Source organism: Baekduia sp. Peel2402 (assembly GCF_052567285.1).
Genome location: NZ_CP199582.1, coordinates 3,245,860 through 3,269,200 on the forward strand (window position 1 = coordinate 3,245,860; position 23,341 = coordinate 3,269,200).

A 23,341-nucleotide genomic window follows, 5' to 3' on the forward strand; every position below is an offset into this window, starting at 1 on the left:
ACTATAGCGCCAACCGTTCGGCCAAGGACCTCTGGGGGGCGAACTTGCACGAGCGCCGACCTCCGCGCGCCATGACCGACCTCCTGCACCGCATCCGCTGGACCAACCTCGCCCGCGCCTTCGCCCTCCTCCTCGCGGCCCTTCTCACCTTCTCTCTGCTGCGAGGCAAGCACCACGAACCCACGCTCCCGCCGGCGTTGACCGAGCCGCCGGCCGTGGTCGCGGACGGCGGGGCGAGTGAGATGGCGGAGAGCGGCGAGGAGGAGGGCGAAAGGGCAGCCCCGAGCGGGGACGAGCCTGAGGCGGCGAGCGACGAGGTGGCGGACGGGGCGCCGAGCGACGGCGAGGCGAGTGAGGAGGCGGACCGAGCGGACGCGCGACGACGTGCGGCCACGCGGAAGGCGGCCAAACGACGCGCGGCACGAAAGGCGACGGCAGAGCGGGCGCGGAAGCGGCGAAGGACGGCAGCGAGACGGCGGGACGCCAGTCAGGTCGCGACGGGCGAGGGAGGCACGGTGGAGCGAGCATGGCCAACCGCGGCGCCGGCGCCGGCAGGCGCGGAGTTCCGGCCCTGATGGCTCTGGCAAGGTGAAGCGAAGGCCGAGGACGACCCGGCGGTGGGCTCTTGTACGCGGCGTGGCACCCCGGCCACGGAAGACGGCCGGTTAGCTCGCGGCGCCCCCGCGGCAGCCCACGCCGAGGAAGCCGGTGTTCCGTGACTCCGTCGGCGAGCGGAGACCGGAGCGCGGCCTGCGATGCCACGGCGCCCCGCGCCAACGAAGCAGCGAGACAAACCCGCAGCGCGCCGCGTCGCATAAAGCATGAGCGCGAGGCGGAGCGAGACGAGCGGACGTCACGGACACACCGGCCAACCACTAGCGCTAGAAGCGCGAGGCCGACCGCCAGAGGCCTAAGCCTCCACCCCCGCCTTCTTCCTGATGTCCTTGATCTGGTCGTCGATCCAGTTCCCCGGATCACGCGACGTGATGATCTCCTGCAACCCCTTCGCCCGCCGCTCGCGCTCGCCCGGCGCCATCGTCAGCGCCGCGTGGATCGAGTCCGCGAGCTCCTGGATGTCGAACGGGTTCACGGACAAGGCGAACTCGCCGAGCTCCTCGTGAGCTCCCGTGTTCTCGGACAAGATCGACACGCCGTGGCGCTCGTTGACCATCGGGCCTTCCTTGGCGACCAGGTTCATGCCGTCGAACATCGCGTTGACCAACAACACGTCGTAGTGCTTGTAGGCGGCGATCGCGTCGTCGAGGTCGTCCTTCAGCTTGAGCTGGATCGGCATCCAGTCGGGCGTGCCGTGGCGGTGGTTGACGACGGCGACGATGGCCTCGATGCGCTCCAGGTACTCCGCGTACTCGGGCACGTCGGTTCGGGACGGCATCAGCTGCGCGACGAAGGTGACGTTCTCGCGGAACTCCGGATGCTGCTCCAGGAACAGGTCGAAGGCCGTGAACCCGCGCAGCACGTTCTTGGAGAGGTCCGCGCGGTCGACGCGCAGCACCAGGTGCTCGCGACGGCGGCGCAGCAGCTCGGCCTCGAACTCCGCCACGCGCTCGTTGGCGGCGTTGCGCCGGATCGCCTGGGAGTCGATCGGCAGCGGATAGGCCCGCACCCAGACCTCGCGGTCCTCGAAGCGCACGATGCCGTTGGTGAAGTCGACGTCCAAGTCCATCAGGTCGCGGCAGCACTGCAAGAAGTTCCAGCGGTAGGACCGCGTGTGAAAGCCGATGATGTCGTTGGCCAGCAACCCCTCGTAGATCTCCCGCCGCACCCCGCGCGGCAGGACCCGCCACGCATCCGGCTGGGTCCACGGGATATGGACGAAGTGATGCAAGAACGCGTCCGGGCGCGCCTTTCGGATCAGGCCCGGCAAGGTGTACAGGTGGTAGTCGTGGACCATCACGACCGGCTCCTCGACGCCCTCGATCTCCTCGACGACCGCGCGCGCCAGGTCCTCGTTGACCACGTTGTAGCCGAACTCGAAGGCCTCGATCTCGTGGCGCCGGACGTCCGGCGCGTTGGAGAGATCCCAGAGGTAGTGCTGGATGAACCACAGCATCGGGTTCGCGAAGATGTTGTAGAAGCGGTCGTAGGCATCGTCGTCGCTGACGACCATCCGCACCTGGAACGTGCCTTCGCCCGCGGTGTCGACCGAGAACGACTTCTCGCCCGCCTCCTCGACGCGCCGCTTGTCGCCCTCGGTCAGCGCAGAAGCGATCCACACCACCTCGCGGTGTGACGCCAGCCCGGTCAGCGCCGTCACCAGCCCGCCCGTGCCGCGCTTGAAGCTGCCTTCGTCGTCGAAGGTGACCGGCCCGCGGTTGCTGACCAGGATCAGCGGGCGCTGTGTCTCGCTGTCGCTCATGCCGTGCCCTCCGCGGCCGAACTGGGGGTGGAAGCGCTCGTCCCGAGCAGCTCCCCGAAGATCCGAAGGTAGTCGCGCAGGTAGCGGGGGGTCAGGAAGTGCTTGCGCACGTGCGCCTTGCCCCGCCGGCCCAGCGCCTTGCCCAGGACGGGATCCAGCAGGATGTCCTCACAGCGCGCCGCACACTGCTCGGGGGACTTCACCAGGTACCCGGTGACGCCCTGCTCGACTTGAAGTGGGATCCCGCCGACGTCGCCGCCCACGAACGGCCGTCCCTTCCAGAGCGCCTCGGACACGGTCAGCCCGAAGCCCTCGCGGATCGACTTCTGCACGACCACGTCGGCCTGGGACTGAAAGGCGTTGACCTCGATCGAGCCGACGTTGTTGAAGTTGTTCAGGATGAAGATGTCCGGATCTCCGTCGGCGTGCGCCACGGTCGCGTTGTAGAAGTCCCAGCCCTCGGGATCGTCGCTGGCCATCGAGCCGACCAGCGCCAGCTGCACCCCGGGGACGTTCTCCTTGACCAACCTATAGGCGTCGATCACGCCCAGCGGGTCCTTCCACGGGTCAAAGCGGGAGACCTGCACGATCAGCGGCCGGTCGACGTCGATGCCGAACTGCCCGCAGACGTACGCCGCGTCGTCGGGCGACAAAGCCATGTTCTTGGGCGCCAACGGGTCGATCGCCGGCGGCACCACGTTGACCTTGCCGTTCAGTCCGGCCGGGACGTACTGCTCCATGTGAAAGAGCGTCTGCGGGTAGTCCTTGATGTAGGGCAACAGCGTGGCGAGCGTCTCGGCGTGGGGCGTCGACAGATCGATGTGGCACCGCCATACCCAGCCGCGCCCCTTCTCAGGGACGAGTGAGTGCAGGGCCGCCGGCTGCGGGTCGTGGGCGATCACCACGTCCCATCCGCCGGGCAGCTCGCGCGCGTTCATCTCGTTGTACTCGCGCCAGATGTCCCACTGCGCGGTGGTCAGCCCCTCGGGTGCGCCCTGGAGCGCGTTGTGCATCACCTTGGTCGCGTTGAAGAACTCCTCGCGCCCGTAGATGATCTGCCACTCGACGTCGATCCCGACGTCCTTCATCAGCGGCACCAACGTGTAGAGGATCTCCGCCACGCCGCCGCCGAACGCCGTCGCGCTGACGTGCACGACCCGCGCGCCGCGCAGCGGCTCGGCCAGCTCGCGGATCTCCGCGATCTCCTCACGTCCGAAGATGTGGGTGTAGTCCGCGAGGGTCTTGGACCCCAGGGTGACGGGCTGGAGCACGATCTCCGACCTTACTCAGCCGCGCGGCGACTGGAGCGGGCGCGTCCCCAGCCGCACCGGCAAGGTCCGCGGCTTGCCGTCCCGCAGGATCGCGATCTGCACGGTCTGGCCCGGCGTCTTGTCGTCCAACGCGCGCGCCAGGTCGGCGTCGGTCCGGACGGCGACGTCGTCGACCTTGACGATCACGTCGCCGCCGTCGCGCCACGGCTGCTCCTGGAACGTCGCGCGCTCGGTCCCGGCTCGCAGGCCGGCGCGATCCGCAGGTCCGCCGGGCACGATGATCTGGACCCAGGCGCCGCGTGCGGCGCCCAGCTTGAAGCGCTCGTTGAGCTGCGGGTAGACCCCCAAGGTCGATACGCCCAGGTACGGGTACTTGACGCTGCCCGTCTCGCGCAGCTGGGCGAGCGAGCGCTTGACGACGTCGACCGGGACCGCGAAGCCGACGCCGCTGCCGGTCCCGCTCGAGGACCGGATCTGCGAGTTGATCCCGAGCACGCGGCCGCGCGCGTCCAGCAGCGGCCCGCCCGAGTTGCCGCTGTTGATCGCCGCGTCGGTCTGGATCGCGCCGCTGGTGGAGAAGCCGGTCAGCGACTGGATCGACCGGTCCAAGGCGCTGATCACCCCGACCGACAGCGACCGCTCCTCGCCGAACGGCGACCCGATCGCGGCGACCGGCTCGCCGACCGCCACGTCGTCGACCGACCCGAGCGCCAGCGGCCGCAGCGTCAGCCCTGCCGGGTCGACCTTGACCAGCGCGACGTCGCTGAACGGGTCAAAGCCGATGATCTTGCCGTTGACCTGGTTGCCGTCCCCGAAGCGCACGAAGACCGCGCGGGCCTTGCGGATCGTCGCGCCCTCGCCGGTGGTGACGACGTGCGCGTTGGTGACGACCTCGCCGGAGTCCGAGACCACGAACCCGCTGCCCAGCCCGCCGCCGGAGTCGCCCGAGTCGGCGGCCAACAGCGTGACGACGCCGTCGGAGTCGCGCCGGTAGATCGCCTGCGGGTCAAACGCGCCGGTGGGGTCGGCGCCCTTGACGACCTCCACGCGCGTGGTGCGGGCGACGGTGTCGGCGACCGTCGTCGTGGTCTTCTCGTCGCCGCAGCCCGCGCTCGCGAGGACGACCAGGCCGGCCGCCAGCGCGAGGAGGCGCCTCATGCCGGCAGCTCCAACGTGAACGTCGTGCGTCCCGGTTGGGAGTCCACGGCCAGCCGGCCGTCCATGCGCTCGGCCAGCTCGCTGGCGATCGCCAGCCCCAGCCCGGATCCCTGCGCGTCGTCCGAGGTCACGAACGGCTCGAAGATCCGGGGCAACATGGTCCGGTGGATACCCGGTCCGAAGTCCCCCACTCCCAGCCGGGCGCGATCTCCGCGCCGCGACGCCGACACCACCAGGTCGGTCCCCGGCGGCGTGTGCGTCAGCGCGTTGTCGATCAGGATCCGCAGCACCTGCGCGACGCGCTCCGGGTCGCCGTGGACGATCACGGGCTCTGGCGGCAGCCGCAGCTCCAGGTGCGACTCGTGCACGAACAGCGACGGCGCGAACTCGTCGGCGACCATCCGCGCGACGTCGCCGAGATCGGTGCGCTCGCGGCGCAGCTCCAGCGAGCCGGCCTCCAGCTTGGAGAGGTCCAGGAGCCCGGTCGCCAGGTCCTGCATCCGCCGCACCTGCTGGCGCAGCTGCGTGATGAACCGCGCGCGGTCCTCCTCGTCGAGGTCCTCCTCCTCCAGCAGCTCCAGGAAGCCGCCGAGCGAGAACAGCGGTGTGCGCAGCTCGTGCGAGGCGGTCGCGATGAAGCGGCTGCGGGCGTCGTCGAGCTCGGCGAGCTGGCGGCGCATCTGCTCCAGCGTCTGGGCGAGCTGCCCGAGCTCGTCGGAGGACTCGATCGGGAAGCGCACGGTCAGGTCGCCTTCGGCGACGCGGTCGGCGACCGCCTCCAGGCGGCGCACGCGCAGCGCCACCCCGCGCGCGATCATCCACGCCCCGATCGCGGCGACCAGCAGCGCGACGGCCGTCCCGAACAGCACGCGGTCGCGCACGACGCGGACGTCGTCGTCGACGTCGGTCAGCGGCCGCGAGAACACGACGACCGACCCGACGGTCCGCTGCTTGGTGTTCGGGTTCTCGTAGATCAGCGGGATCGCGGCCTCGCCGACGCGGCCCGCGTCGCCGGCCTCGACCGCCGTCTGCGGCGTCCGCGCGTTCGCCGCGTCGATGGCGACGTCGAACTGGAGGTCGCGGATCTCGACCTGCCGCGTCGAGTCCGACTTCGGGTAGGTCCGGAGCGCGCCGTTGTTGGAGTACAACCCGAGGAGCGTCACGCGCGCGGTCGCGTTGTCGGCCGCGTCGCGCACGAGCAGGTCGATGCGGCGCGCGCTGTCGCCCTTGTCGATCGCGACGTCGATCCCGCGCGAGTACCGGATCGCCTGCATCTGGAGGTTGTCCAGCGCTTCGTCGCGCAGCGCATCGCTCAACCCGCGCAGCACGGCCAGGCCGACGATCGCGACCGCCCCGAGGACGATCACGAACAGCGACAGCGCGAGGCGGGTGCGCAGCGATCTCATTCGCGGCGCGAAGTCTGACTACCGGGCTTCGTCTCTGAAGCGGTAGCCAACGCCGCGGACCGTGAACAGATACTCCGGGTCCTTGGCGTCGGTCTCCAGCTTCTCGCGCAGGTGCCGGATGTGCACGTCGATCGTGCGCGGGTCGCGGTAGGCGCTGTCGCCCCAGATCCGCGTGAGCAGCATGTCGCGCGTGAACACGCGGCCGGGGTTGCGGGCCAGCGCGTTGAGGATCTCGAACTCCACGAACGTCAGGTCGACGTTGGCGTCGCGCACACGCACCGCGCGCTTGGCCGGGTCGATCTCCAGCTCGTGGACCGAGAGCGGCTGGTCCTCGGCCTCCGGCTCGGTCTGCGTCTGCATCCCGGCGCGTCGCAGCGCCGCGCGCACGCGCGAGCGGAACTCCCGCAGCGAGAACGGCTTGGTGATGTAGTCGTCGGCGCCGAGCTCGAGCCCGAGGACCTTGTCGATCTCCTCGGACTTGGCGGTGAGCATGATGATGGGGACGGTGTTGCGCGCGCGGATGCGGCGGCAGACCTCCAGGCCGTCCATGCGCGGCATCATCACGTCGAGCACGACGAGGTCGAACTTGCCCTCGTTGAAGCGCGCCAGGGCCTCGCGCCCGTCGGCCGCGGTCGTGACCTCGTAGCCGTCCTTGCGCAGCGGGAACGAGAGCAGCGTCTGGATCGACTGCTCGTCGTCGGCCAACAAGATCCTCGGTGCACGCTCGGCCATCGCTATGAGACACACTGTAGGCGGATGCTCGACCCGCGCCTCTACCGCGTCGCGTTCGTGCCCGTGCTGCTCGCGCTGCTGGTCGCGGCGTTCTCCCTGCAGGACCGCCCGCGGCCCATCGGGACGACGCTGTCGCCGGAGGCGTTCGACAAGATCCGGGCCGGACAGACGCTCGACGCCCTCGCCAAGGCATTTCCATCACGGCGCCCAGGCTCCGACGGCGATGCGCGCTTGGCTACCTACGTGGCGGGTCAGCTGCGCGAGTCGGTCCCGGGCACCGTGGTCGAGCACCGCTACCGCGCGACCACCACCGACGGCAAGCGCGACCTGGTTGACGTGGTCGCCACGCGGCCCGGCGTGCCCGGCCCCGGCGTCGTGGTCGTCGCCCACCGCGACGCGGCCGACAGCGACCCCGCGCACCCGGCGCGCGCCGAGCTGAGCGCGACCGCCGCGCTGCTGGAGCTCGCGCGCGTGGCCGCTGACGGGCGTTTGCGCCGGACGATCACCTTCATCTCGACGACCGGCGGCAGCGGCGGCGCGACCGGCGCCTCCGAGGAGGCCGAGCGCCTGATCGAGACCGCCGACGCGGTCATCGTCCTCGGGCCGGTCGGCGCGACCACCACGCGGCGCCCGTTCGTCGTCCCGTACTCCGACGGCCGCGGCCAGGCGCCGGTGCAGTTGCAGGCGACCGTGCAGCGCGCGGCGCAGCTCGAGCTGGGCACGTCGCCGGGCGCGCCGCGCGCCGCGGTGCAGTGGCTGCGGATGGCGGTCCCGGCGACGATCGGCGAGCAGGGCGCGTTCCTGCGCAACGGCCAGCCGGCGATCCTGCTGTCGCCGACCGGCGAGCGACCGGCCGGGCGCGACGTGCGGGTCTCCGAGGCGCGCATGGCCGGCTTCGGCCGCGCGACGCTGCGCGTCCTCTACGCGCTGGACAACTTCCGCGACTACGCCAAGCCGCCGCGCGACGACCTCGTCATCCGCGGCAAGGTGCTGCCGGGCTGGGCGGTGCGCCTGCTGGTCGGGACGCTGCTGCTGCCGCCGTTGTTGATGGGGATCGACGCGCTCGCGCGCCTGCGCCGCCGGCACGAGCCGATGGGCCCGTGGGGCGTCTGGGCGCTGGCCGGCGGCGTGCCGTTCCTGCTGACCTGCATCTTCGCGCGGCTGCTGGCGACCGCGGGGCTGATCGACGCGCCGGGCGCGCCGGTCCCGGGCGCGAACCTGGAGCTCGGCGGCGGCGCGATCGCCGCGCTGCTCGTGCTCGTGCTCGTCTTCGCGCTCGGCTGGCTGGTGGCGCGCGCCGCGCTGCTGCACGCTTCGGGCGCGGCGCGGGTGCGCCGCCGCGAGCCCGACGGCCCGGGCGCGACCGTCGCGATCGGCCTGCTCAGCGTCGCGATCGGCGCCGGGATCTGGCTCAGCAACCCGTACGCGGCGATGCTCGTCGTCCCCGCCGTGCACCTCTGGCCGTGGGCGCTGACGCCGGACCTGCGCTGGCCGCGGTCGGCCGCGCTGGCGCTCGTGCTGGCGGCGCTGCTGCCGTTGGCGCTGACGTGGTGGGTCAGCGCGGGCGCGTTTGACCTGACACCGCTGGAGGGCGTCTGGTTCTGGACGCTGCTGGTCGCCGGCGGCCACGTGCCGATCGGCTCGTGGGTGCTGTGGTCGCTGTTCTGGGGCTGCCTGGTGGCGGCCGCGCTGGTCGCGATCCGCAAGCGCCGCCCGCAGGACGAGGATCCGGAGGAGATCACGGTCCGCGGGCCGGTCACCTACGCGGGGCCGGGGTCGCTGGGCGGGACGCCGTCGGGGATGCGGCAGCCGTAGCGATGGCGGCGGCCACCGGCAGCACGGCCCGCCCGGCGCGCCGTCGGCGCGCCCTGCACGGGTTGTCCACCGTGTTGATCGCGGTCGGCGTGCTCGTGCTGCTGGACGCGGGGACCACGCTGCTCTGGCAGGAGCCGGTCACCGCGCTGCAGACCAAGCTGCGCCAGCGTGGGCTGTCCAAGGACCTCAAGAAGCTGGAGGCGCGCGGGCCGACGGCGATCGAGCGGCGCGTGCTGGCGGGGATCGACGGCCAGGATCGCCGGATCGCGTTCCTGGCGCGCTCGTTGCAGCGGCGCACCGCGCCGGGCGACGCGATCGGCACGCTGAAGATCCCGCGGTTGGACGCGGACTTCGTGATGGTGAAGGGCTCTGACCCTGAGGATTTGCGCAAAGGACCCGGAACCTTTGACGACACGCCCCTGCCCGGAGTCGGCGGGACGTCGGCGATCGCCGGGCACCGGACCACGTATCTGGCGCCGTTTCGGCACATCGACGAGCTCAAGCGCGGCGACCGGATCACGGTGAAGATGCCCTACGCGACCTTCACCTATCGCGTTCAGCGCACGCGGATCGTGGATCCCGACGAGGTCAGCGTCCTGCGCGACGTGGGCTACGACCGGTTGGTGCTGAGCGCCTGCCACCCGCTGTTCAGCGCCGCCCAGCGGATCGTCGTTGTCAGTCGTCTGACCAAGGTTGAGCCGCTCGGGGCCGCGCGGTAGGACATCCGTCGGAGATCGGGTCGCCGACGCTCACAGGCGGCCCGTCGTGAACCGATGCAAAAGCTCCAAGGGGTCCAGGAAACGGAACGCAAGATGTACATGAAGCAGCTTAAGGAGCGCGTGGCGCACGACGCCTATGTCGTGGACGCGCACCAGGTCGCGGAGGCCATGCTCCGCCACGCCGCCGCGCGTCGCACGGAGGCGCAGACGATCACCCGACGTGGTGCTCGTGACCGCGCAGCGACGTCTCCGAGCCGGCGCCCGCAAGGCTGAGGCCGACCGGGCCGTCGCCATCGGTCGCCTCGACGCGGCCGACGACGGTCAGCGCCAGCGGCGCGATCGCCGCGCGCAACGCGTCGACGCGATCCGGCGCGACGCACGCCAGCAGCTCGTAGTCCTCGCCCGCGGTCGCGGCCAGGACGCCCGGCAGCTGGCCGGTCTGGGCCGCGACCTCCGCGACGCCTGAGGCGACCGGCAGCGCGTCGAGGTCGACGTGCAGCACGACGCCGGACGCGCGTGCGACATGCGCGGCGTCGGTCGCGACGCCGTCTGAGAGGTCGATCATCGCGGTGGCGCCGCCGGCCGCGAGCGCGCGGCCCGCGTCCAGCCGCGGCTCGGGGTGCAGGTGGGTGCGCAGCAGCGCTGCCCGCAGCGCGTCGTCGCTCGTCGTCGCCTGGCCGAGCAGCAGCGCGAGGCCCGCGCCCGATCCGCCCAGCTCGCCGGTCACCACGACCACGTCGCCCGGGCGCGCGCCGTCGCGACCGATGAGCGCCGCTTCGTCGTCGGCCCAGCCGACGACGGTGACCGAGATCGTCAGCGCGGGCGCGCGCGTGACGTCGCCGCCCGCGATCGTCGTGCCGGTGCGCGCCGCCAGCTCCTCCATCCCGGTCGCGAGCGCCAGCGTGTCCTGCGAGGAGAAGCCTTCAGGCAGCCCGAGCGCGACGTAGGCCTCGCCGGCGTCGGCGCCCATCGCGGCCAGGTCGCTCAGCGCGCCGGCCAGCGCGCGGTGGCCCGCATCGGCGGGCGTGACCGGATCGAGGTCGAGCCGGAAGTGGACGCCGTCGACCATCGCGTCGATCGACACCGCCTGCACCGGCCGCGCGCGCACGACCGCGCAGTCGTCGCCCGACCAGCGCACGACGCGTTCGGAGCGATTGGTGAGCAGCCGCTGGAAGGCGGCGATGACGTCCAGTTCCCCCAAAGCCGGGCGGACGCTACTGGCTTATCTATGGCGGTAGATGATCCGCGCGCGGGTGAGGTCGTACGGGCTGAGCTCCACGCGCACGCGGTCGCCGGGCAGGATCCGGATGCGGAAGCGGCGCATCTTGCCCGCGCAGTGCCCGAGCACCTCGTGGCCGTTGTCCAGCTGCACCTTGAACATGGCGTTCGGGAGGGCCTCGAGCACCTCACCCTCGAACTCGACCTTGTCCTCCTTGGACATTGCGCGACCGTACCAGGACCCGCGCAGTCCAAACGAGGGTTTTTGGTGACCCCGGTCTACGGCGGCGGCGCGCCGGTTCCGCCACCGGCGCCCGTGTCGGGCGCGGGCGTCCCGGTGTCGGGCGTGGCCGTGCCGTTGCCGGTCGTGCCGTTGCCCGTACCGCCGGTCCCGGTCCCCGTGCCGCCGCCCGTGCCCGTGCCGTCGGCCGGGTTGGACTGCGGCTGGCCCTGGTACTGGTCGTTGGGGTACTGGGTCGAGCCGTTGTCCTTGGTCTTGCCGTCGGACTTGCCGGTCTCCAGGTCGGTCGCCCCGTTGGGATCCTTCTCGTAGGTGCTCGGGTCGACCTTGTTGTCCTTGACGCCGGTCTTGGCGTACTTGCCGAAGAACGGCGTGGACTCGAACGGCTTCTTGGGCTTGGCGAAGTCGCCGCAGTAGTCGCCGTGGGCGACCTTCATGTACTGGCCCCAGATCGGCGCCGCGACCTCGCCACCGGCTGCGCCGCCGCCGAGCGTGCGGCGCTCGGTCGCGTGGCCGACCCAGACCGAGGTCGCCAGCTTGGGCGTGTAGCCGACGAACCAGGCGTCGGTGAAGTCGTCGACCGTGCCGGTCTTGCCGGCGGCCGGGCAGCCGATCTGCGCCTTGGTGCCGGTGCCGCCCTCGACGTTGGCCTTCAGGATCTTGGTCGCCTCGGCGGTGACGCCGTCCTCGAAGGCGCGGTGGCGGTGCGCCTTCTCGGTCTTGCAGTCAAAGCCGCCGATCTTCTTCGGGAAGCAGACCTTGCGAACCGCGCTGACCTTGTTGCGCCAGCCGTTGGAGGCGATCGTGGCGTAGGCGTTGGCCATCTCCAGCGGCGTGACGCCCTTGGTCAGGCCGCCGAGCGCCGCGGCGGGCAGCGCGTCGACCGGCGACTTGATCCCCATGTCGATCGCGGTCTGCTTGACGTTCTCGGGCCCGAGGTCGAGGTCGAGCTGCTGGTAGATCGAGTTGTCGGATGCGAGCGTCGCCTTGACCAGGTTCGCGCGGCCGATGTAGGAGCCCGAGTAGGTGTGGACGTCGATCGGCCCCCACTTGGGGTCGTTGAACTTCAGCGGCATCGACGTGTAGGACGTGGAGTTGGGGTCGACGCCCTTGCGCAGGGCGGTCATCAACACCATCACCTTGAACGTCGAGCCGGCCGCGTAGTGGCCCTGCGAGGCGAGGTTGAACTCGAACTGCCCGTAGGTCGCGGTGGACGCCATCGCCTTGATGTCGCCGTTGGCGGGGTCGACCGTGACGATCGCGCCGGAGCGGTCGGTGCCGCCGAGGTTGTCGTCCAGCGCCTTCTTGGCCGCCTTCTGCATCTTCAGGTTCAGCGTGCTGTAGATGTGCATGCCGCCGGCCTGCACGCGCTTGTAGCCGTACTCGTCGACGAGCTGCTGCTTGACGTAGTCATAGAAGTAGCTCTCGCGGCGCTGCGTGTAGTACTTGTTGGCCTTGACGCCGAGCGACTTGGCGATCGCCGTGTCGGCCTGCGACTGGGTGATGTAGCCCTCGTCGGCCATGCGGCGCAGCACGTCGTCGCGGCGCGCCTTGGCCTTCTCGGGGCTGAGGAACGGGTTGTAGAGCGACGGCGCCTGGGGCAGGCCCGCCAGCAGCGCGGCCTGGGAGAGCGACAGCTTCTCGGCCGACTTGTCGAAGAACACGCGGGCCGCGGCCTGGATGCCGACCGCGGTCTTGCCGCCGACCGTGCCGTAGGGCACGTTGTTGAGGTACTGGTCCAGGATGAAGCGCTTGCCGCGCACGCCCGGGTGCTCGTTCTCGAGCTCCTCGGCCAGCTTGGCCTCGCGGATCTTGCGCTTGAAGCCCTCGACGCCGGTCCGGACCGTGTCCTTGGTGTACAGGTTGCGGATCAGCTGCATCGTCAGCGTCGAGCCGCCCTGGATGTCGTCCTTGGACTCCAGGTTCTTGACGCCGGCGCGGACGATGCCCTCGAAGTCGACGCCCTTGTGCTCGAAGAAGCGGCGGTCCTCGATGGCGACGGTCGCGTTGCGCATCACCTGCGGGATCTGGCCGCCGGTGATCGGCGTGCGCAGGACGTCGGAGCTGATGAAGCCGAGCTTGGCGCCGTTGGCGGCGTAGATCACCGACGCGGCGCCCTGGTCCTGGGGCTTGATCGTGTCCAGCGACGGCGCGGAGTTGGCGACCGAGATCACCCAGCCGACCGCGCCGAGCGCAGCCAGCGCCGCGAACGTCGTGATGACGCCGAAGGCCAGGAAGAGGGGGCGAGCCGGGCCGCCCTTATTGCGACGCCGTCGGCGCTGTCGTTCGCGTCGGGACATTGTCCTTAGGCGGCACGCTGTAAGGCCCTCCCACAAGCCACGTGCCGCGAGGACGTCATTCTAGCCCGACGGCGGGAGTCCTCCGCCGGTCCCTTCGCCAGCGAACGTTGGCGGCGGCGCTATCGCACTTGGGCTTCTCTCAGGGTGGCCAGCGACAGCTCGCGCAGCGCGGCCTCGCGCGCCAGGCGCTCCGACGGCGGGCCGGGCTCGCCCATCACCAGCAGGCGCAGGCCCTCGTGGGTGATCTCGGAGACGCGGGCGCGGACGCCGTCCAGCGCGCGCAGGGCCTCCAGCGCGCGGCGCTCGTCGGCGTCCGGCGCCAGCCAGACCGAGATCTCGATCGCGACGGTCGGCGAGCGGATCGAGTCGTTGCGGATGATCCCGCCGGCGAGCCGCTCGTTGGGCACCAGCAGGCGCGCGTCGGCGCCGGTGCGCAGCCACGTGTAGGTCAGGCCGACGTCCTCGACGGTCCCGGTCTCGCCCTCGAAGGTGACGAGGTCGCCGATCCGGATCGGCTGGACGATCGCCATCACGATGCCCGCGATCGCGTTGGCCAGCGTCTGGCGGGAGGCGAAGCCGACGACGGCGGCGGTGATCGCGCCGGAGGCGAGGATCGTCCGGCCGACGCGGTCCAGCGAGCTGAACTCGCTCAGCGCGCTGGCGATGACGATGATCGCGATGACCGCCTCGATCGCGCGGCGGGCGAAGCGCAGGCGGGTCGTCGCATCGCGCGAGAGGCCGTCGCCGCCGGTCACCGCCGAGGCGAGCTTGGTCGCCCGGCGGACGAGGAAGCGGTCGATGATGTAGATCAGCGCGCCGCCGAGCAGCAGCGTGCCGATCGCCGTGAAGAGGTTGTCGTACTTGTCGATGAACGACTCGTCCTGTGCTGCGGCTGCGACGATGTGGAGCACGTGGGCGTGACCGTACAAGAGCGCGAACCCGCCACGCCGCCGCCCTCGGGGCGCGCCGGGGCGTGGCGCGGCGACCTCGCGGTCGCGTGGCGGGCGTTCTGGGTCTCGCGCTTGCTCGTGTGGGTCGCGGGCCTGGGCGCGATCGCGATCTGGGGCCTGCACGAGCTGCACGCGCAGGTCTTCGATCCGGGCGGCGTGACGCGGCCGTTCGGCTCCTTGGGCGACCACCTCGTCGCGCCGGCCGCGCGCTGGGACAGCGTCTGGTTCCTGAACATCGCCAACGACGGCTACGGCCCCGGCGAGGGCGACCGCGCCGCGTTCTTCCCGCTCTACCCGGCGCTCGTCAAGGTGCTGGGCGCGGTGATCGGGTCGCCGCTGATCGCCGCGATCGCGCTGTCGATGGCCGCGTTCGTGGTGGGGATGGCGGCGCTGCACCGGCTGGCGGTCATCGAGGTCGGGCCGGACGCCGCGCGCTGGGCGGTGCTGTCGCTGGCGCTGTTCCCCGGCTCGCTGTGGTTCTCGGCCGCCTACTCGGAGTCGCTGTTCTTGATGGTGTCGGTCGGTGCGGTGCTGGCGGCGCGTACGCGGCACTGGGCGCTGGCCGGCCTGCTCGGCGCGCTGGGTGCCGCCACGCGCAGCGCGGGCCTGCTGCTCGTCGTGCCGCTGGCGCTGCTGTGGGCCGACGCGCATCGCGCCTCCGCGCCCGCGGATCGCCCGCGCTGGCCGACGGCAGCGTGGATCGGCGTCGTACCGCTGGGCCTGGCGGCCTACGTCGTGTACTTGGCGGCGACCGGTGAGCCCGCCGACGCGCCGTTCTCCTCCCAGGACACCTGGCACCGCGCGTTCGAAGGGCCGCTGACCGGGATCGCGGACGGCGCCAGCGCCGCGTGGGCCGGCGTGCGCCAGCTCGTGCACGGCCCGCCGCCGCCGTTGTACTTCGACCGGGCCGCGGGCGACGCGATGGCGATCGGCCGCCACAACGTGCTGCTGTTCACCTGCCTCGTGCTCGCCGTGCCCGCGATGATCGGCGCGTTTCGGCGGCTGCCGATCGCCTACGGCGCCTACGCGCTGGTCGCGTTGCTGCTGCCGCTCTCCTACCCGGTCGAGTCCCAGCCGCTGATGTCGCTGCCGCGCTTCGAGTCGGTCCTGTTCCCCTTGTTCATCTGGCTGGGCTGGTGGCTGGCGCGGGGCGGCGCGCTGCGGCGGACGATCGTGCTCGGGGTCTTCGCCGGCGGGCTGGCGTTCTGCGCGGCGCTGTTCTCGACGTGGCACTGGGTGGCGTGAAGGGCGAGGGCGCGCCCGTGCGTGTCGTCTTCCTCGACGCGCTCGGGACGCTGCTGACGCTCGAACCTCCGGCGCCGCGGCTGGTCGCGGCGCTGCGCGAGCGCGGGGTGGAGGTCAGCGAGGCGGTCGCTAGCGCCGCCCTGGGCGCGGAGATCGCCTACTACCGCGAGCACCACCACGAGGCGCGCGACCTCGCGACGCTCGCCGACCTGCGCGAGCGCTGCACCGCGGTCCTACAAGAGCACCTGCCGGCGCGCGTGCCGGACCTGTACGGCGTGCTGATGGCGAGCCTGAAGTTCACGCCGTTTCCCGAGGTCGAGGCCGCGCTCGCCGCGCTGCGCGCCGCCGGGCTGCGCCTGGTCGTGGTGTCCAACTGGGACGTGTCGCTCCACGAGGCGTTGGACTCGACCGGTCTGAGTCGACAGGTCGATGGCGCCATCTCCTCCGCCGAGGCCGGCGCGGCCAAGCCGGACCCGGAGATCTTCACGCGCGCGCTGGCGCTCGTCGGCGACGGCCTCACCGCCGCTGACGCCGTCCACGTCGGCGACGAGCCGGTGGACGTCGAGGGCGCCCGCGCCGCCGGGATCCGGCCGATCCTCATCCACCGCGGCCCGGCCACGCTGGTGCCGCCGGCCGCGCTCGCCGCCGACCCGACCGTCCCCGTCCTGTCGGACCTGACCGGTCTGCCCGCGCTGATCCTCTCTTGAGACCGGTCACCTACCCTTCGCGGCGATGACGTCGATCCCGGCGCCCAGCGGCCATCCCGCACCGCCCGAGCACCCCGAGGCCCCGAACCGCCCCGTCGACGACGGCGGCCCGATCCCGCCGTGGCCCGGCTGGAGCGCACCCGCCGCGCTGCTGGCCGCGTTCGCCGCCGCGCTGGTGCTGTCGCTGATCATCGGGATCGTCGCCCTGCCGTTCGGCGCCAAGCTCGAGGACGCGCCCGCGGCGGTCACGATCCTCGCGACGATCGGCCAGGACGTCTGCTTCATCGGCTCCGCGCTGCTGTTCGCGCTGATGGTCGCGCCGCCGCGCCGGGCGCTCTTCGGCCTCGTGCCCCCGCGCAGCCTCAAGCTCGCGGCGGCGTTCGTGGTCGGCGGCTACGTCGCGTTCATCGGCATCTCCGCGCTCTGGCTGGCCCTCATCGACCAGTCCGACACCAAGGACACGATCATCGAGGACCTCGGTGCGGGCGACTCGACCGTCGCGCTGATCGGCGTGACGTTCATCGTCTGCGTCTGCGCGCCGCTGGCCGAGGAGTTCCTGTTCCGCGGCTACATCTTCGGCGCGCTGCGCTCCAACGGCCTGTGGGTTGCCGCGCTGCTGACCGGCCTGATGTTCGGCCTCGTCCACGTGCTCGGCTCGCCGATCGCGTTCATCCTGCCGCTGGCCTTGCTGGGCGCCGGGCTGTGCCTGCTGCGCGAGTGGACCGGCTCGCTGTATCCCGGGATCGTCCTGCACTGCGTCAACAACACGCTCGCGCTGTCGTCCAACCAGGGCTGGGGCTGGCAGGTCCCTGTGGCGCTGCTCGGGTCGCTTGCGGCGATCGCTGCGCTGGTCTGGCTGATGGTCCGCTTCTGGCCGTGGTCGGACTCCGTGCGCGCCAACCCGTTGTCCCTGTAGCCGCGCCGAGTACGATTCCCGGCGCCTATGCACCGCCGCTCCGCCGTTGCCGCCCTGTCCACCGCGATCCTGCTTGGTGTGGCCGGGCCGGCTGCCGCGCAGTCGACGACCGCGCCGCCCGCCAGCACCACCGCGCCGCCGACGACCACGCCGCCCGCGCCGGTGCCCGCCAAGGGCACGCTGAAGTTGACGCTGGAGAAGGTCAACGGCAAGGCGTCGTCCGTCCTGGCCGGCGACCGCTTCCGCGTGCGCGGGACGGTCAAGCCGTACATCCCGGGCCAGAAGGTGGTCGTGCGCTTCTACCGCGGCGAGAAGAAGATCGCGGCCAAGACGGTGGCCGTGTTGTCGTCCAAGAGCGGCAACGGCTACTTCGTCCTGGGCTACAAGGCCAAGAAGGCGGGGCACATCACGGTCCGCGCCTCGCACCGCGCGACCGACACGCTGGCGACGCTCGTCGCCAAGGGCAAGGGCGTCGACGTCCTGCCGCTGCGCGCGTCGCCGGGCTCCAAGGGCCTCGCGGTCCGCGTCTTGCAGACCAAGTTGAAGTCCTTGGGCTACGTCATCGGTCAGAAGGGCGTCTACGACGCGCGCACCGCTCGCGCCGTCCTCGCGTTCCGCAAGGTCACCGGCATGGCGCGCATCGAGACCGCCTCCTCCGACGTCTTCCGCAAGCTCGCCAAGGGCGCCGGCCACTACCCGGTGCGCTTCCCCAAGCACGGCAAGCACGTCGAGGCCGACCTCTCGCTACAGGTGCTGGCCTTGATCCGCGGCTCGAAGGTCGAGCGGATCTACCCGATCTCGTCGGGCAAGCCGTCGACGCCGACGGTCCTGGGCACGTTCAAGGTGTACTCCAAGACCCCGGGCACCAACGCCAAGGGCATGGTCTTCACCTCCTACTTCCACGGCGGCTACGGCATCCACGGCTACCAGTCGGTGCCGATCTACGCCGCCTCCCACGGCTGCCTGCGCACGCCGGTGCCGGACGCCGTCTCGATCTTTAACTGGATCTCCTACGGCGACACGGTGGACGTCTACTTGTAGGTCTCAGGCCTACGTGTAGGCCTTGATGTCGCGGGTCTCGCCCGCGAGCAGCTCCAGGACCGCCGGGAGGCCACCGCGCGCGTAGGCCGCGCGTTGGCGGTCGGCGCCGGCGCCCTCACGGACGATCCGGAAGATCTCCTCCAGCGCCGGGTCGTCACCGGCGCGGGCCACCGCGGCCGCGGCGATCTCCGCGACCGGCCGCAGCGCGCCGTCGTGGTAGAGCGTCGCGGAGATCCCGTCGCGGGCCGCCCGGAACGAGGATTCCTCGAGCGCCTCGCGCGGTGACCAGGCGCGGCGCAAGCGCACCCGCTCGTCCAGCGCCGCCCGCGCCAGGCCCACCACCAGCGCGACCAGCCCGTGAACCGTGCGCAGCGACGACTGCGCGTCCATCGCCCGGACCTCGACCGTCCCCAGGTTCGGGTGCGGGCGGATGTCCCACCACAAGAACGTGTAGTCGGGCGCGTCGCCCGCGGCGACCACCGCGGCGACGGTCTCCTCGAAGTGGGCGAAGGAGGTGAACGCCGGCGGGATGTCGCTGCGCGGGTAGCCGCGGAAGAGCTGGGCGCGCGCGGTCGCCAGGCCGCTGTCGGTCCCGTGCCAGAACGGGGAGTTGCCGGCCAGGGCCTGCAGCAGCGGCAGCCACTCGCGCAGCGTGTTGTACACGTGGATGGTCGACGCGTCGTCGGGCATCCCGACGTGGACGTGCAGCGCGCAGGTCGGCGTCCGGCGCAGCAGACCGCGCAGCTGGGCGTGGATCTCGTGGTAGCGCGGCTCGTCGACGTGCACGACGTCGCCGAACGCGCCGTCGGGGTGGATGCCCGCGCCGATCAGGGCGGTGCCGGACACCGCGAAGGCCCGCTCGCGCAGCGCGGCGATCGCGCGCACGCCGTCCTCGGGGGTCGCCGCGATCGGCGACGCGAACTCGACGAGCGCGGCGTACGTGTCCGGGTGCGCGCTCCCGGCGCTGTCTGCGACATCGATCGCCGCCAGCACTTCGGGCCCGCGGTGGGAGAGCGCCAGCGTCGTCGGGTCGACGACGATCAGCTCCTCCTCGACACCGAGGGCGGGCGAGGTCACCAGCGGCCGGCCGCCACGCGCGCCAATGTCCCGAGGCCGAAGCCGTAAACGAGGAGCGCGAGCAGCGCCGGGACCGTGCGCCGCACCCATTTGCTGTCGCTGTTCTCCGCGATGGGCGCGAACGGCTTGAGCAGCACGTCGTTGGCGTCGTCGACGTACTCGTGCAGATCGGAGTTGACCTTTTCGCGGTCGGCCTCCTGATCGGGGTCCGGGCTCGGCTTCGTCGACGCCGCGTCGCCCGCGATCTCCGCTTGGCTCTGTTCGGACGCACTGCTGGCCTGGTCGGCCGCGAACCAGCCCCATCCGGCGATGACCAACAGGCTGCAGGCGATGGCAGCGAAGCGCAGAACCCGTTCGATCACGGGCAATAGAGTACGGCCGCACATGGACGCGACCGGACGCTTGGTGGAGGAACTTCGCGCGCACGCGCTCATCGTGGGTGAGGTCGTGCTGACCAGCGGTGCAACCGCGCAGTACTACGTCGACGCCAAACGGGCCATCCTGCGCCCCGCGGGCTTCACCGCGCTGGGCGAGATCGTGGCCGCCAAGGCCGCGGAATGGGGCGCGACCGCCGCGGGCGGCCTGACCATGGGCGCCGACCCCGTCGCGTGCGCCGCGCTGGCCGGCGGCTTTGACGGCAAGGCGTTCTTCGTGCGCAAGGAGACCAAGCAGCACGGGCTCCAGCGGCGCATTGAAGGTCCGTTGCTGGACACCGACGACCGCTGCGTGATCGTGGAGGACGTGGTCACCACCGGTGGCTCGACGATCCAGGCGATCGAGGCCGTGCGCGAGGCGGGGCACGCGATCGTGGGCGTCGTCGCGGTGCTGGATCGCTTGGCGGGCGGCGCCGAGCGCATCGAGGAAGCAGCCGGCGCGCCGTTCTACGCCTGCGCCACGATCGACCAGGTCTACCCTGATCGACCGGATCGAGGCTGACCGCGCGTGACCGCGCCCGTGTAGGTTGGCGCCGTGCACGTCGGGTCCGGCCGAACGGACGTGGTCTCCCCCACGACGCTGCGCGTCCTTCTGGTTGAGGACGACGACGGCGACGCGTTCCTCTTCGAGGAGCTGTTGTCGATGGCCGATCTGGACGTCGCGGTCGCCCGCGAGCGCACGGTCGCCGAGGCCGAGGCGCGCCTGCCGAGCGACGTCGCGTGCGTCGTGTTGGACCTGGGGTTGCCGGACGCCGACGGCCTCGCCGCGCTGCACCGCCTGCGCGAGGCGGCGCCGGCCACGCCGATGTTGGTGTTGACCGGCCTGTCGGACACCGCGCGCGGGCTGGAGGCGGTCGCGGCGGGCGCGCAGGACTACCTCGTCAAGGGCAGCGTCAGCGGCGAGCTGCTGGCGCGGTCCATCCGCTACGCGGTCGAGCGCCAGCGCGCGGAGGTCGTTCAGGCGCAGCTGACCGCGGCCAACATGTCCGCCGAGGAGAACTCGCGCCTGGAGCGCGGGCTGCTGCCGCGGCCGCTGATCGCCGACCCGCGCATCACGGTTGCGACCGGCTACCGGCCGGGGCGCGAGCGCGCGTTGCTCGGAGGCGACTTCTACGACGTGGTCGAGGCGGCCGACGGGACGTTGCACATCGTCATCGGCGATGTCTGCGGGCACGACCCGGACGCCGCGGCGCTCGGCGTCTGCCTGCGGATCGCGTGGCGGACGCTGATCCTGGGCGGGCTGACGGGCGATGAGTTGTTGAAGACCTTGGAGGAGGTGCTCGTCCACGAGCGCCTCGCGGACGAGATCTTCGCCACCGCGTGCATGGTCAGCGTGGCGCCGGATCGTCGCAGGGCGGTCGTCCGCGTCGCGGGCCATCCGCTGCCGATCCTGGTCGGCGACGGAGGCGAGGTCGCGTCCGAGGTCCCGGTGCCGCAGCGGCGCCCGCCGCTGGGGATCGATGCGGGCATCGGCTGGTCGCCGGTGTCGGTCGAGCTGCCCGCGAGCTGGCGGCTGGTGCTCTACACCGACGGGCTGATCGAGGGCCGGACGGGCGCCGGGCCCGAGCGCCTGGGGACGCGTCGGCTGGTCGACCTGGTCGCCGAGGGTGGCGGCGCCGCCACCACCGCCGAGTCGGGGCGCGCGCTGATCGACCGCCTCATCGGGACCGCCGAGCGCCTGAACGGCGGTGACCTGAACGACGACGTCGCGGTGCTGGTGGTGGCATCGCAACCATGAGCCGGCTGCGCAGCGGACAATGGCTGGCGCTGACCGCGGGCGGGTTCGTCCTGGCGGCGATGATCGGGGTCGTTGTGACGCTGATCGCGCTGCACCGCCTGACCGACGCGCGCGAGCAGGTTGTCGACCGCGTCGATCCCGCGCGCGTGGCCGCGCAGGTCTACATCACGGGGTTGCTCAACCAGGAGACCGGCGTGCGCGGGTACGCCAACGCCGGGCGCGACGATTACCTGACGCCGTACACGCAGGGCATCTCCGACGCGACGCGGGCGCGCGAGCGCCTGGACGAGATCGCGGCCAGCGGCGAGGTCCCGAACCTGGCCGAGAACGTGCAGGCGACGGGGGTCGCGTCGACGACGTGGCACCTGCTGTACGCCGAGCCGACGGTGCTGATCGTGGGCAAGGACGGCGCGAACTCTCGCAACGTTCCGAGCATCGAGTCCGGCAAGGCGCTGTTTGACCAGGTGCGCGCGGCCTACCAGAAGCTTCAGGACGATCTCGTGGCCGAGCGTGCGTCGGCACGCACGAAGCTGCGGCACGCGGCGGCGGCGGCGCAGTGGTCGGTGATCTTCACGGCGGGGCTGTTGCTGGCGGCCGCGATCGCGGCCGCGGTCACCTTGCGCCGGACGGTCTCGACGCCGCTCTCCCTGCTGGCGCGCGATGCCCGGCGCGTGGCGCGCGGGGAGTTCGACCACCCGGTCGCGGTGACGGGGCCGAAGGACATCCAGGGGCTGAGCACCGACGTGGAGTCGATGCGGCGGCGGATCCTCGCCGAGCTGGAGGTCGTCAACCACGCGCGGGCGCGGCTGGAGGAGCAGACGGTCGACCTGCAGCGGTCCAACGCCGAGCTCGAGCAGTTCGCCTACGTGGCGTCGCACGATCTGCAGGAGCCGCTGCGCAAGGTCGCGAGCTTCACGGGGATGTTGCAGCACCGCTACCAGGGCCAGCTCGACGAGCGCGCCGACCAGTACATCGAGTTCGCCGTCGACGGCGCCAAGCGCATGCAGGTGCTGATCAACGACCTGCTGGCGTTCTCGCGCGTCGGGCGGGTGGGTACCGAGCAGTCGCTGGTGGAGTTCGACGACGTCGCGGCCGACGCGGTCAAGAACCTCGGCGCCGCCATCGAGGAGTCCGGCGCGCGCATCGACATCCAGCCCGACCTGCCGGTCGTGCGCGGCGACCGTTCGCTGCTGTCGGCGTTGTTACAGAACTTGATCGGCAACGCCATCAAGTTCTCCGACGAGGGCACGACGCCCGAGGTCAAGGTACGGACCGTCCGCGGCGAGAAGGACTACGTCTTCACGGTGTCCGACAACGGCATCGGCATCGCGCCGCGCTACGCGGATCGCATCTTCGTGATCTTCCAGCGCCTGCATCCCAAGGAGGACTTCTCCGGGACGGGCATCGGCCTGGCGATGTGCCGCAAGATCGTCGAGTTCCACGGCGGCCACATCTGGCTGGACGGCGACGAGTCCGCCGAGCAGTCCGGGGCCACCTTCCACTTCACCTTGCCCATTCCCGAGGCCGACACCACAGGAGCCCACGACGCATGACCCCCAAGCCCGCCGGCCAGCCGATCGAGGTCCTGCTCGTCGAGGACGATCCCGGTGACGTCCTGTTGATCAAGGAAGCCTTCGAGTTCAACAAGGTCCACAACAACCTGAACGTCGTCAGCGACGGCGAGCAGGCGCTGGCCTACCTGCGCCGCCAGGGCGAGCACTCCGCCGCCCTGCGCCCCGACCTCGTCCTGCTCGACCTAAACCTGCCCCGCAAAGACGGCCGCGAGGTCCTCGCCGAGGCCAAGCAGGACCCCGAGCTGCGCACCATCCCCATCGTGGTGTTGACCACCTCCGAGGCCGAGGAAGACGTCCTCAAGAGCTACCAGCTCCACGCCAACGCCTACGTCACCAAGCCCGTCGACTTCGAGCGCTTCGTGTCAATCGTCAGGCAAATCGACGACTTCTTCGTCTCCGTCGTTCGCCTCCCGTCTTAGACT

22 protein-coding genes are annotated in these 23,341 nt (G+C 71.4%); 11 read left to right on the plus strand and 11 right to left on the minus strand.

Translation table 11 applies throughout. The annotated features are described in order from the left end of the window. Positions 1–71: 71 nt before the first annotated feature. Complete coding sequence (locus tag ACT01A_RS15920) at positions 72–575, plus strand: hypothetical protein (RefSeq protein WP_445148068.1); 504 nt, start codon at positions 72–74, stop codon at positions 573–575. A gap of 335 nt (positions 576–910) precedes the next feature. Here the strand turns inward: ACT01A_RS15920 and ACT01A_RS15925 are convergent, their stop codons facing one another. Genes ACT01A_RS15925 through ACT01A_RS15945 form a run of 5 tightly spaced genes read right to left on the minus strand, consistent with a single transcriptional unit; the run spans position 911 to position 6,944 of the window. Next, positions 911–2,377: an alpha,alpha-trehalose-phosphate synthase (UDP-forming) gene (locus ACT01A_RS15925; RefSeq protein ID WP_445148069.1), complete on the minus strand. Its 1,467-nt coding sequence runs from the start codon at positions 2,375–2,377 to the stop codon at positions 911–913. Then, a complete protein-coding gene (locus ACT01A_RS15930) occupies positions 2,374–3,648 on the minus strand; it encodes a glycosyltransferase (RefSeq protein ID WP_445148070.1) in 1,275 nt (424 codons plus the stop codon). Before ACT01A_RS15930 ends, ACT01A_RS15925 begins: the two co-directional genes overlap by 4 nt. A gap of 15 nt (positions 3,649–3,663) precedes the next feature. Continuing rightward, positions 3,664–4,806 (minus strand): S1C family serine protease, encoded by a 1,143-nt coding sequence (locus ACT01A_RS15935; RefSeq protein ID WP_445148071.1) that lies wholly within the window; start codon positions 4,804–4,806, stop codon positions 3,664–3,666. Further along, positions 4,803–6,212, minus strand: a complete 1,410-nt coding sequence (locus ACT01A_RS15940) for an ATP-binding protein (protein ID WP_445148072.1) — start codon at positions 6,210–6,212, stop codon at positions 4,803–4,805. The genes ACT01A_RS15935 and ACT01A_RS15940 overlap by 4 nt, the downstream gene beginning before the upstream one ends. A gap of 18 nt (positions 6,213–6,230) precedes the next feature. After that, complete coding sequence (locus ACT01A_RS15945) at positions 6,231–6,944, minus strand: response regulator (RefSeq protein ID WP_445148073.1); 714 nt, start codon at positions 6,942–6,944, stop codon at positions 6,231–6,233. Positions 6,945–6,968: 24 nt separating this feature from the next. On the opposite strand from ACT01A_RS15945, the gene ACT01A_RS15950 reads away from it, so the two are divergent. Then, positions 6,969–8,759, plus strand: coding sequence for a hypothetical protein (locus tag ACT01A_RS15950; RefSeq protein WP_445148074.1), 1,791 nt, complete (start codon positions 6,969–6,971; stop codon positions 8,757–8,759). A 2-nt stretch (positions 8,760–8,761) separates the two neighbouring features. Continuing rightward, positions 8,762–9,478: a sortase gene (locus tag ACT01A_RS15955; RefSeq protein ID WP_445148075.1), complete on the plus strand. Its 717-nt coding sequence runs from the start codon at positions 8,762–8,764 to the stop codon at positions 9,476–9,478. Between the two features lie 211 nt (positions 9,479–9,689). Here the strand turns inward: ACT01A_RS15955 and thiL are convergent, their stop codons facing one another. The 4 genes from thiL to ACT01A_RS15975 all read right to left on the minus strand — a co-directional run bounded on the left by thiL (position 9,690) and on the right by ACT01A_RS15975 (position 14,148). Then, a complete protein-coding gene (gene thiL, locus ACT01A_RS15960; RefSeq protein WP_445148076.1) occupies positions 9,690–10,679 on the minus strand; it encodes a thiamine-phosphate kinase in 990 nt (329 codons plus the stop codon). A 21-nt stretch (positions 10,680–10,700) separates the two neighbouring features. Further along, positions 10,701–10,919: a translation initiation factor IF-1 gene (gene infA, locus ACT01A_RS15965; protein ID WP_445148077.1), complete on the minus strand. Its 219-nt coding sequence runs from the start codon at positions 10,917–10,919 to the stop codon at positions 10,701–10,703. A gap of 56 nt (positions 10,920–10,975) precedes the next feature. Continuing rightward, positions 10,976–13,237, minus strand: a complete 2,262-nt coding sequence (locus ACT01A_RS15970; RefSeq protein WP_445148078.1) for a transglycosylase domain-containing protein — start codon at positions 13,235–13,237, stop codon at positions 10,976–10,978. Positions 13,238–13,356: 119 nt separating this feature from the next. Then, entirely contained in the window at positions 13,357–14,148 is a 792-nt protein-coding gene (locus ACT01A_RS15975; RefSeq protein WP_445148079.1) for a mechanosensitive ion channel family protein, read from the minus strand. Here ACT01A_RS15975 and ACT01A_RS15980 point away from each other — a divergent pair, their 5' ends adjacent. The 4 genes from ACT01A_RS15980 to ACT01A_RS15995 are packed head-to-tail and all read left to right on the plus strand — an operon-like array spanning position 14,149 to position 18,096. Next, positions 14,149–15,432, plus strand: coding sequence for a mannosyltransferase family protein (locus tag ACT01A_RS15980; protein WP_445148080.1), 1,284 nt, complete (start codon positions 14,149–14,151; stop codon positions 15,430–15,432). Further along, positions 15,414–16,139 carry an HAD family hydrolase gene (locus ACT01A_RS15985; RefSeq protein WP_445148081.1) on the plus strand — a complete coding sequence of 242 codons (726 nt, stop codon included), beginning with the start codon at positions 15,414–15,416 and terminating at the stop codon, positions 16,137–16,139. The genes ACT01A_RS15980 and ACT01A_RS15985 overlap by 19 nt, the downstream gene beginning before the upstream one ends. 25 nt (positions 16,140–16,164) lie before the next feature. Then, positions 16,165–17,055: a lysostaphin resistance A-like protein gene (locus ACT01A_RS15990; protein WP_445148082.1), complete on the plus strand. Its 891-nt coding sequence runs from the start codon at positions 16,165–16,167 to the stop codon at positions 17,053–17,055. A 27-nt stretch (positions 17,056–17,082) separates the two neighbouring features. Further along, the gene (locus tag ACT01A_RS15995) at positions 17,083–18,096 is read left to right on the plus strand and encodes a L,D-transpeptidase family protein (protein ID WP_445148083.1); all 1,014 of its coding nucleotides are present in this window, start codon (positions 17,083–17,085) and stop codon (positions 18,094–18,096) included. A gap of 9 nt (positions 18,097–18,105) precedes the next feature. Here ACT01A_RS15995 and ACT01A_RS16000 read toward each other — a convergent pair whose 3' ends face one another. Further along, positions 18,106–19,173 (minus strand): carboxylate-amine ligase, encoded by a 1,068-nt coding sequence (locus ACT01A_RS16000; RefSeq protein WP_445148084.1) that lies wholly within the window; start codon positions 19,171–19,173, stop codon positions 18,106–18,108. Then, entirely contained in the window at positions 19,170–19,535 is a 366-nt protein-coding gene (locus ACT01A_RS16005) for a hypothetical protein (protein WP_445148085.1), read from the minus strand. Before ACT01A_RS16005 ends, ACT01A_RS16000 begins: the two co-directional genes overlap by 4 nt. Positions 19,536–19,557: 22 nt before the next feature. Here ACT01A_RS16005 and ACT01A_RS16010 point away from each other — a divergent pair, with 22 nt between their 5' ends. From ACT01A_RS16010 to ACT01A_RS16025, 4 genes are read left to right on the plus strand one after another with little or no spacing between them, the layout of a single operon-like run. Continuing rightward, the gene (locus tag ACT01A_RS16010) at positions 19,558–20,109 is read left to right on the plus strand and encodes an orotate phosphoribosyltransferase (protein WP_445148086.1); all 552 of its coding nucleotides are present in this window, start codon (positions 19,558–19,560) and stop codon (positions 20,107–20,109) included. A gap of 33 nt (positions 20,110–20,142) precedes the next feature. Further along, positions 20,143–21,345: a PP2C family protein-serine/threonine phosphatase gene (locus ACT01A_RS16015; protein ID WP_445148087.1), complete on the plus strand. Its 1,203-nt coding sequence runs from the start codon at positions 20,143–20,145 to the stop codon at positions 21,343–21,345. Further along, positions 21,342–22,898 carry a sensor histidine kinase gene (locus tag ACT01A_RS16020; protein WP_445148088.1) on the plus strand — a complete coding sequence of 519 codons (1,557 nt, stop codon included), beginning with the start codon at positions 21,342–21,344 and terminating at the stop codon, positions 22,896–22,898. Before ACT01A_RS16015 ends, ACT01A_RS16020 begins: the two co-directional genes overlap by 4 nt. Continuing rightward, a complete protein-coding gene (locus ACT01A_RS16025) occupies positions 22,895–23,338 on the plus strand; it encodes a response regulator (protein WP_445148089.1) in 444 nt (147 codons plus the stop codon). Before ACT01A_RS16020 ends, ACT01A_RS16025 begins: the two co-directional genes overlap by 4 nt. The last annotated feature ends 3 nt before the right edge of the window (positions 23,339–23,341 follow it).

Coding starts and splice junctions, on each gene's coding strand:
- ACT01A_RS15920 (WP_445148068.1), top strand. CDS start 72: ATGACCGACCTCCTGCACCGCATCCGCTGGACCAACCTCGCCCGCGCC.
- ACT01A_RS15925 (WP_445148069.1), bottom strand. CDS start 2,377: ATGAGCGACAGCGAGACACAGCGCCCGCTGATCCTGGTCAGCAACCGC.
- ACT01A_RS15935 (WP_445148071.1), bottom strand. CDS start 4,806: ATGAGGCGCCTCCTCGCGCTGGCGGCCGGCCTGGTCGTCCTCGCGAGC.
- ACT01A_RS15940 (WP_445148072.1), bottom strand. CDS start 6,212: ATGAGATCGCTGCGCACCCGCCTCGCGCTGTCGCTGTTCGTGATCGTC.
- ACT01A_RS15945 (WP_445148073.1), bottom strand. CDS start 6,944: ATGGCCGAGCGTGCACCGAGGATCTTGTTGGCCGACGACGAGCAGTCG.
- ACT01A_RS15950 (WP_445148074.1), top strand. CDS start 6,969: ATGCTCGACCCGCGCCTCTACCGCGTCGCGTTCGTGCCCGTGCTGCTC.
- ACT01A_RS15955 (WP_445148075.1), top strand. CDS start 8,762: ATGGCGGCGGCCACCGGCAGCACGGCCCGCCCGGCGCGCCGTCGGCGC.
- infA (WP_445148077.1), bottom strand. CDS start 10,919: ATGTCCAAGGAGGACAAGGTCGAGTTCGAGGGTGAGGTGCTCGAGGCC.
- ACT01A_RS15970 (WP_445148078.1), bottom strand. CDS start 13,237: ATGTCCCGACGCGAACGACAGCGCCGACGGCGTCGCAATAAGGGCGGC.
- ACT01A_RS15990 (WP_445148082.1), top strand. CDS start 16,165: ATGACGTCGATCCCGGCGCCCAGCGGCCATCCCGCACCGCCCGAGCAC.
- ACT01A_RS15995 (WP_445148083.1), top strand. CDS start 17,083: ATGCACCGCCGCTCCGCCGTTGCCGCCCTGTCCACCGCGATCCTGCTT.
- ACT01A_RS16010 (WP_445148086.1), top strand. CDS start 19,558: ATGGACGCGACCGGACGCTTGGTGGAGGAACTTCGCGCGCACGCGCTC.
- ACT01A_RS16020 (WP_445148088.1), top strand. CDS start 21,342: ATGAGCCGGCTGCGCAGCGGACAATGGCTGGCGCTGACCGCGGGCGGG.
- ACT01A_RS16025 (WP_445148089.1), top strand. CDS start 22,895: ATGACCCCCAAGCCCGCCGGCCAGCCGATCGAGGTCCTGCTCGTCGAG.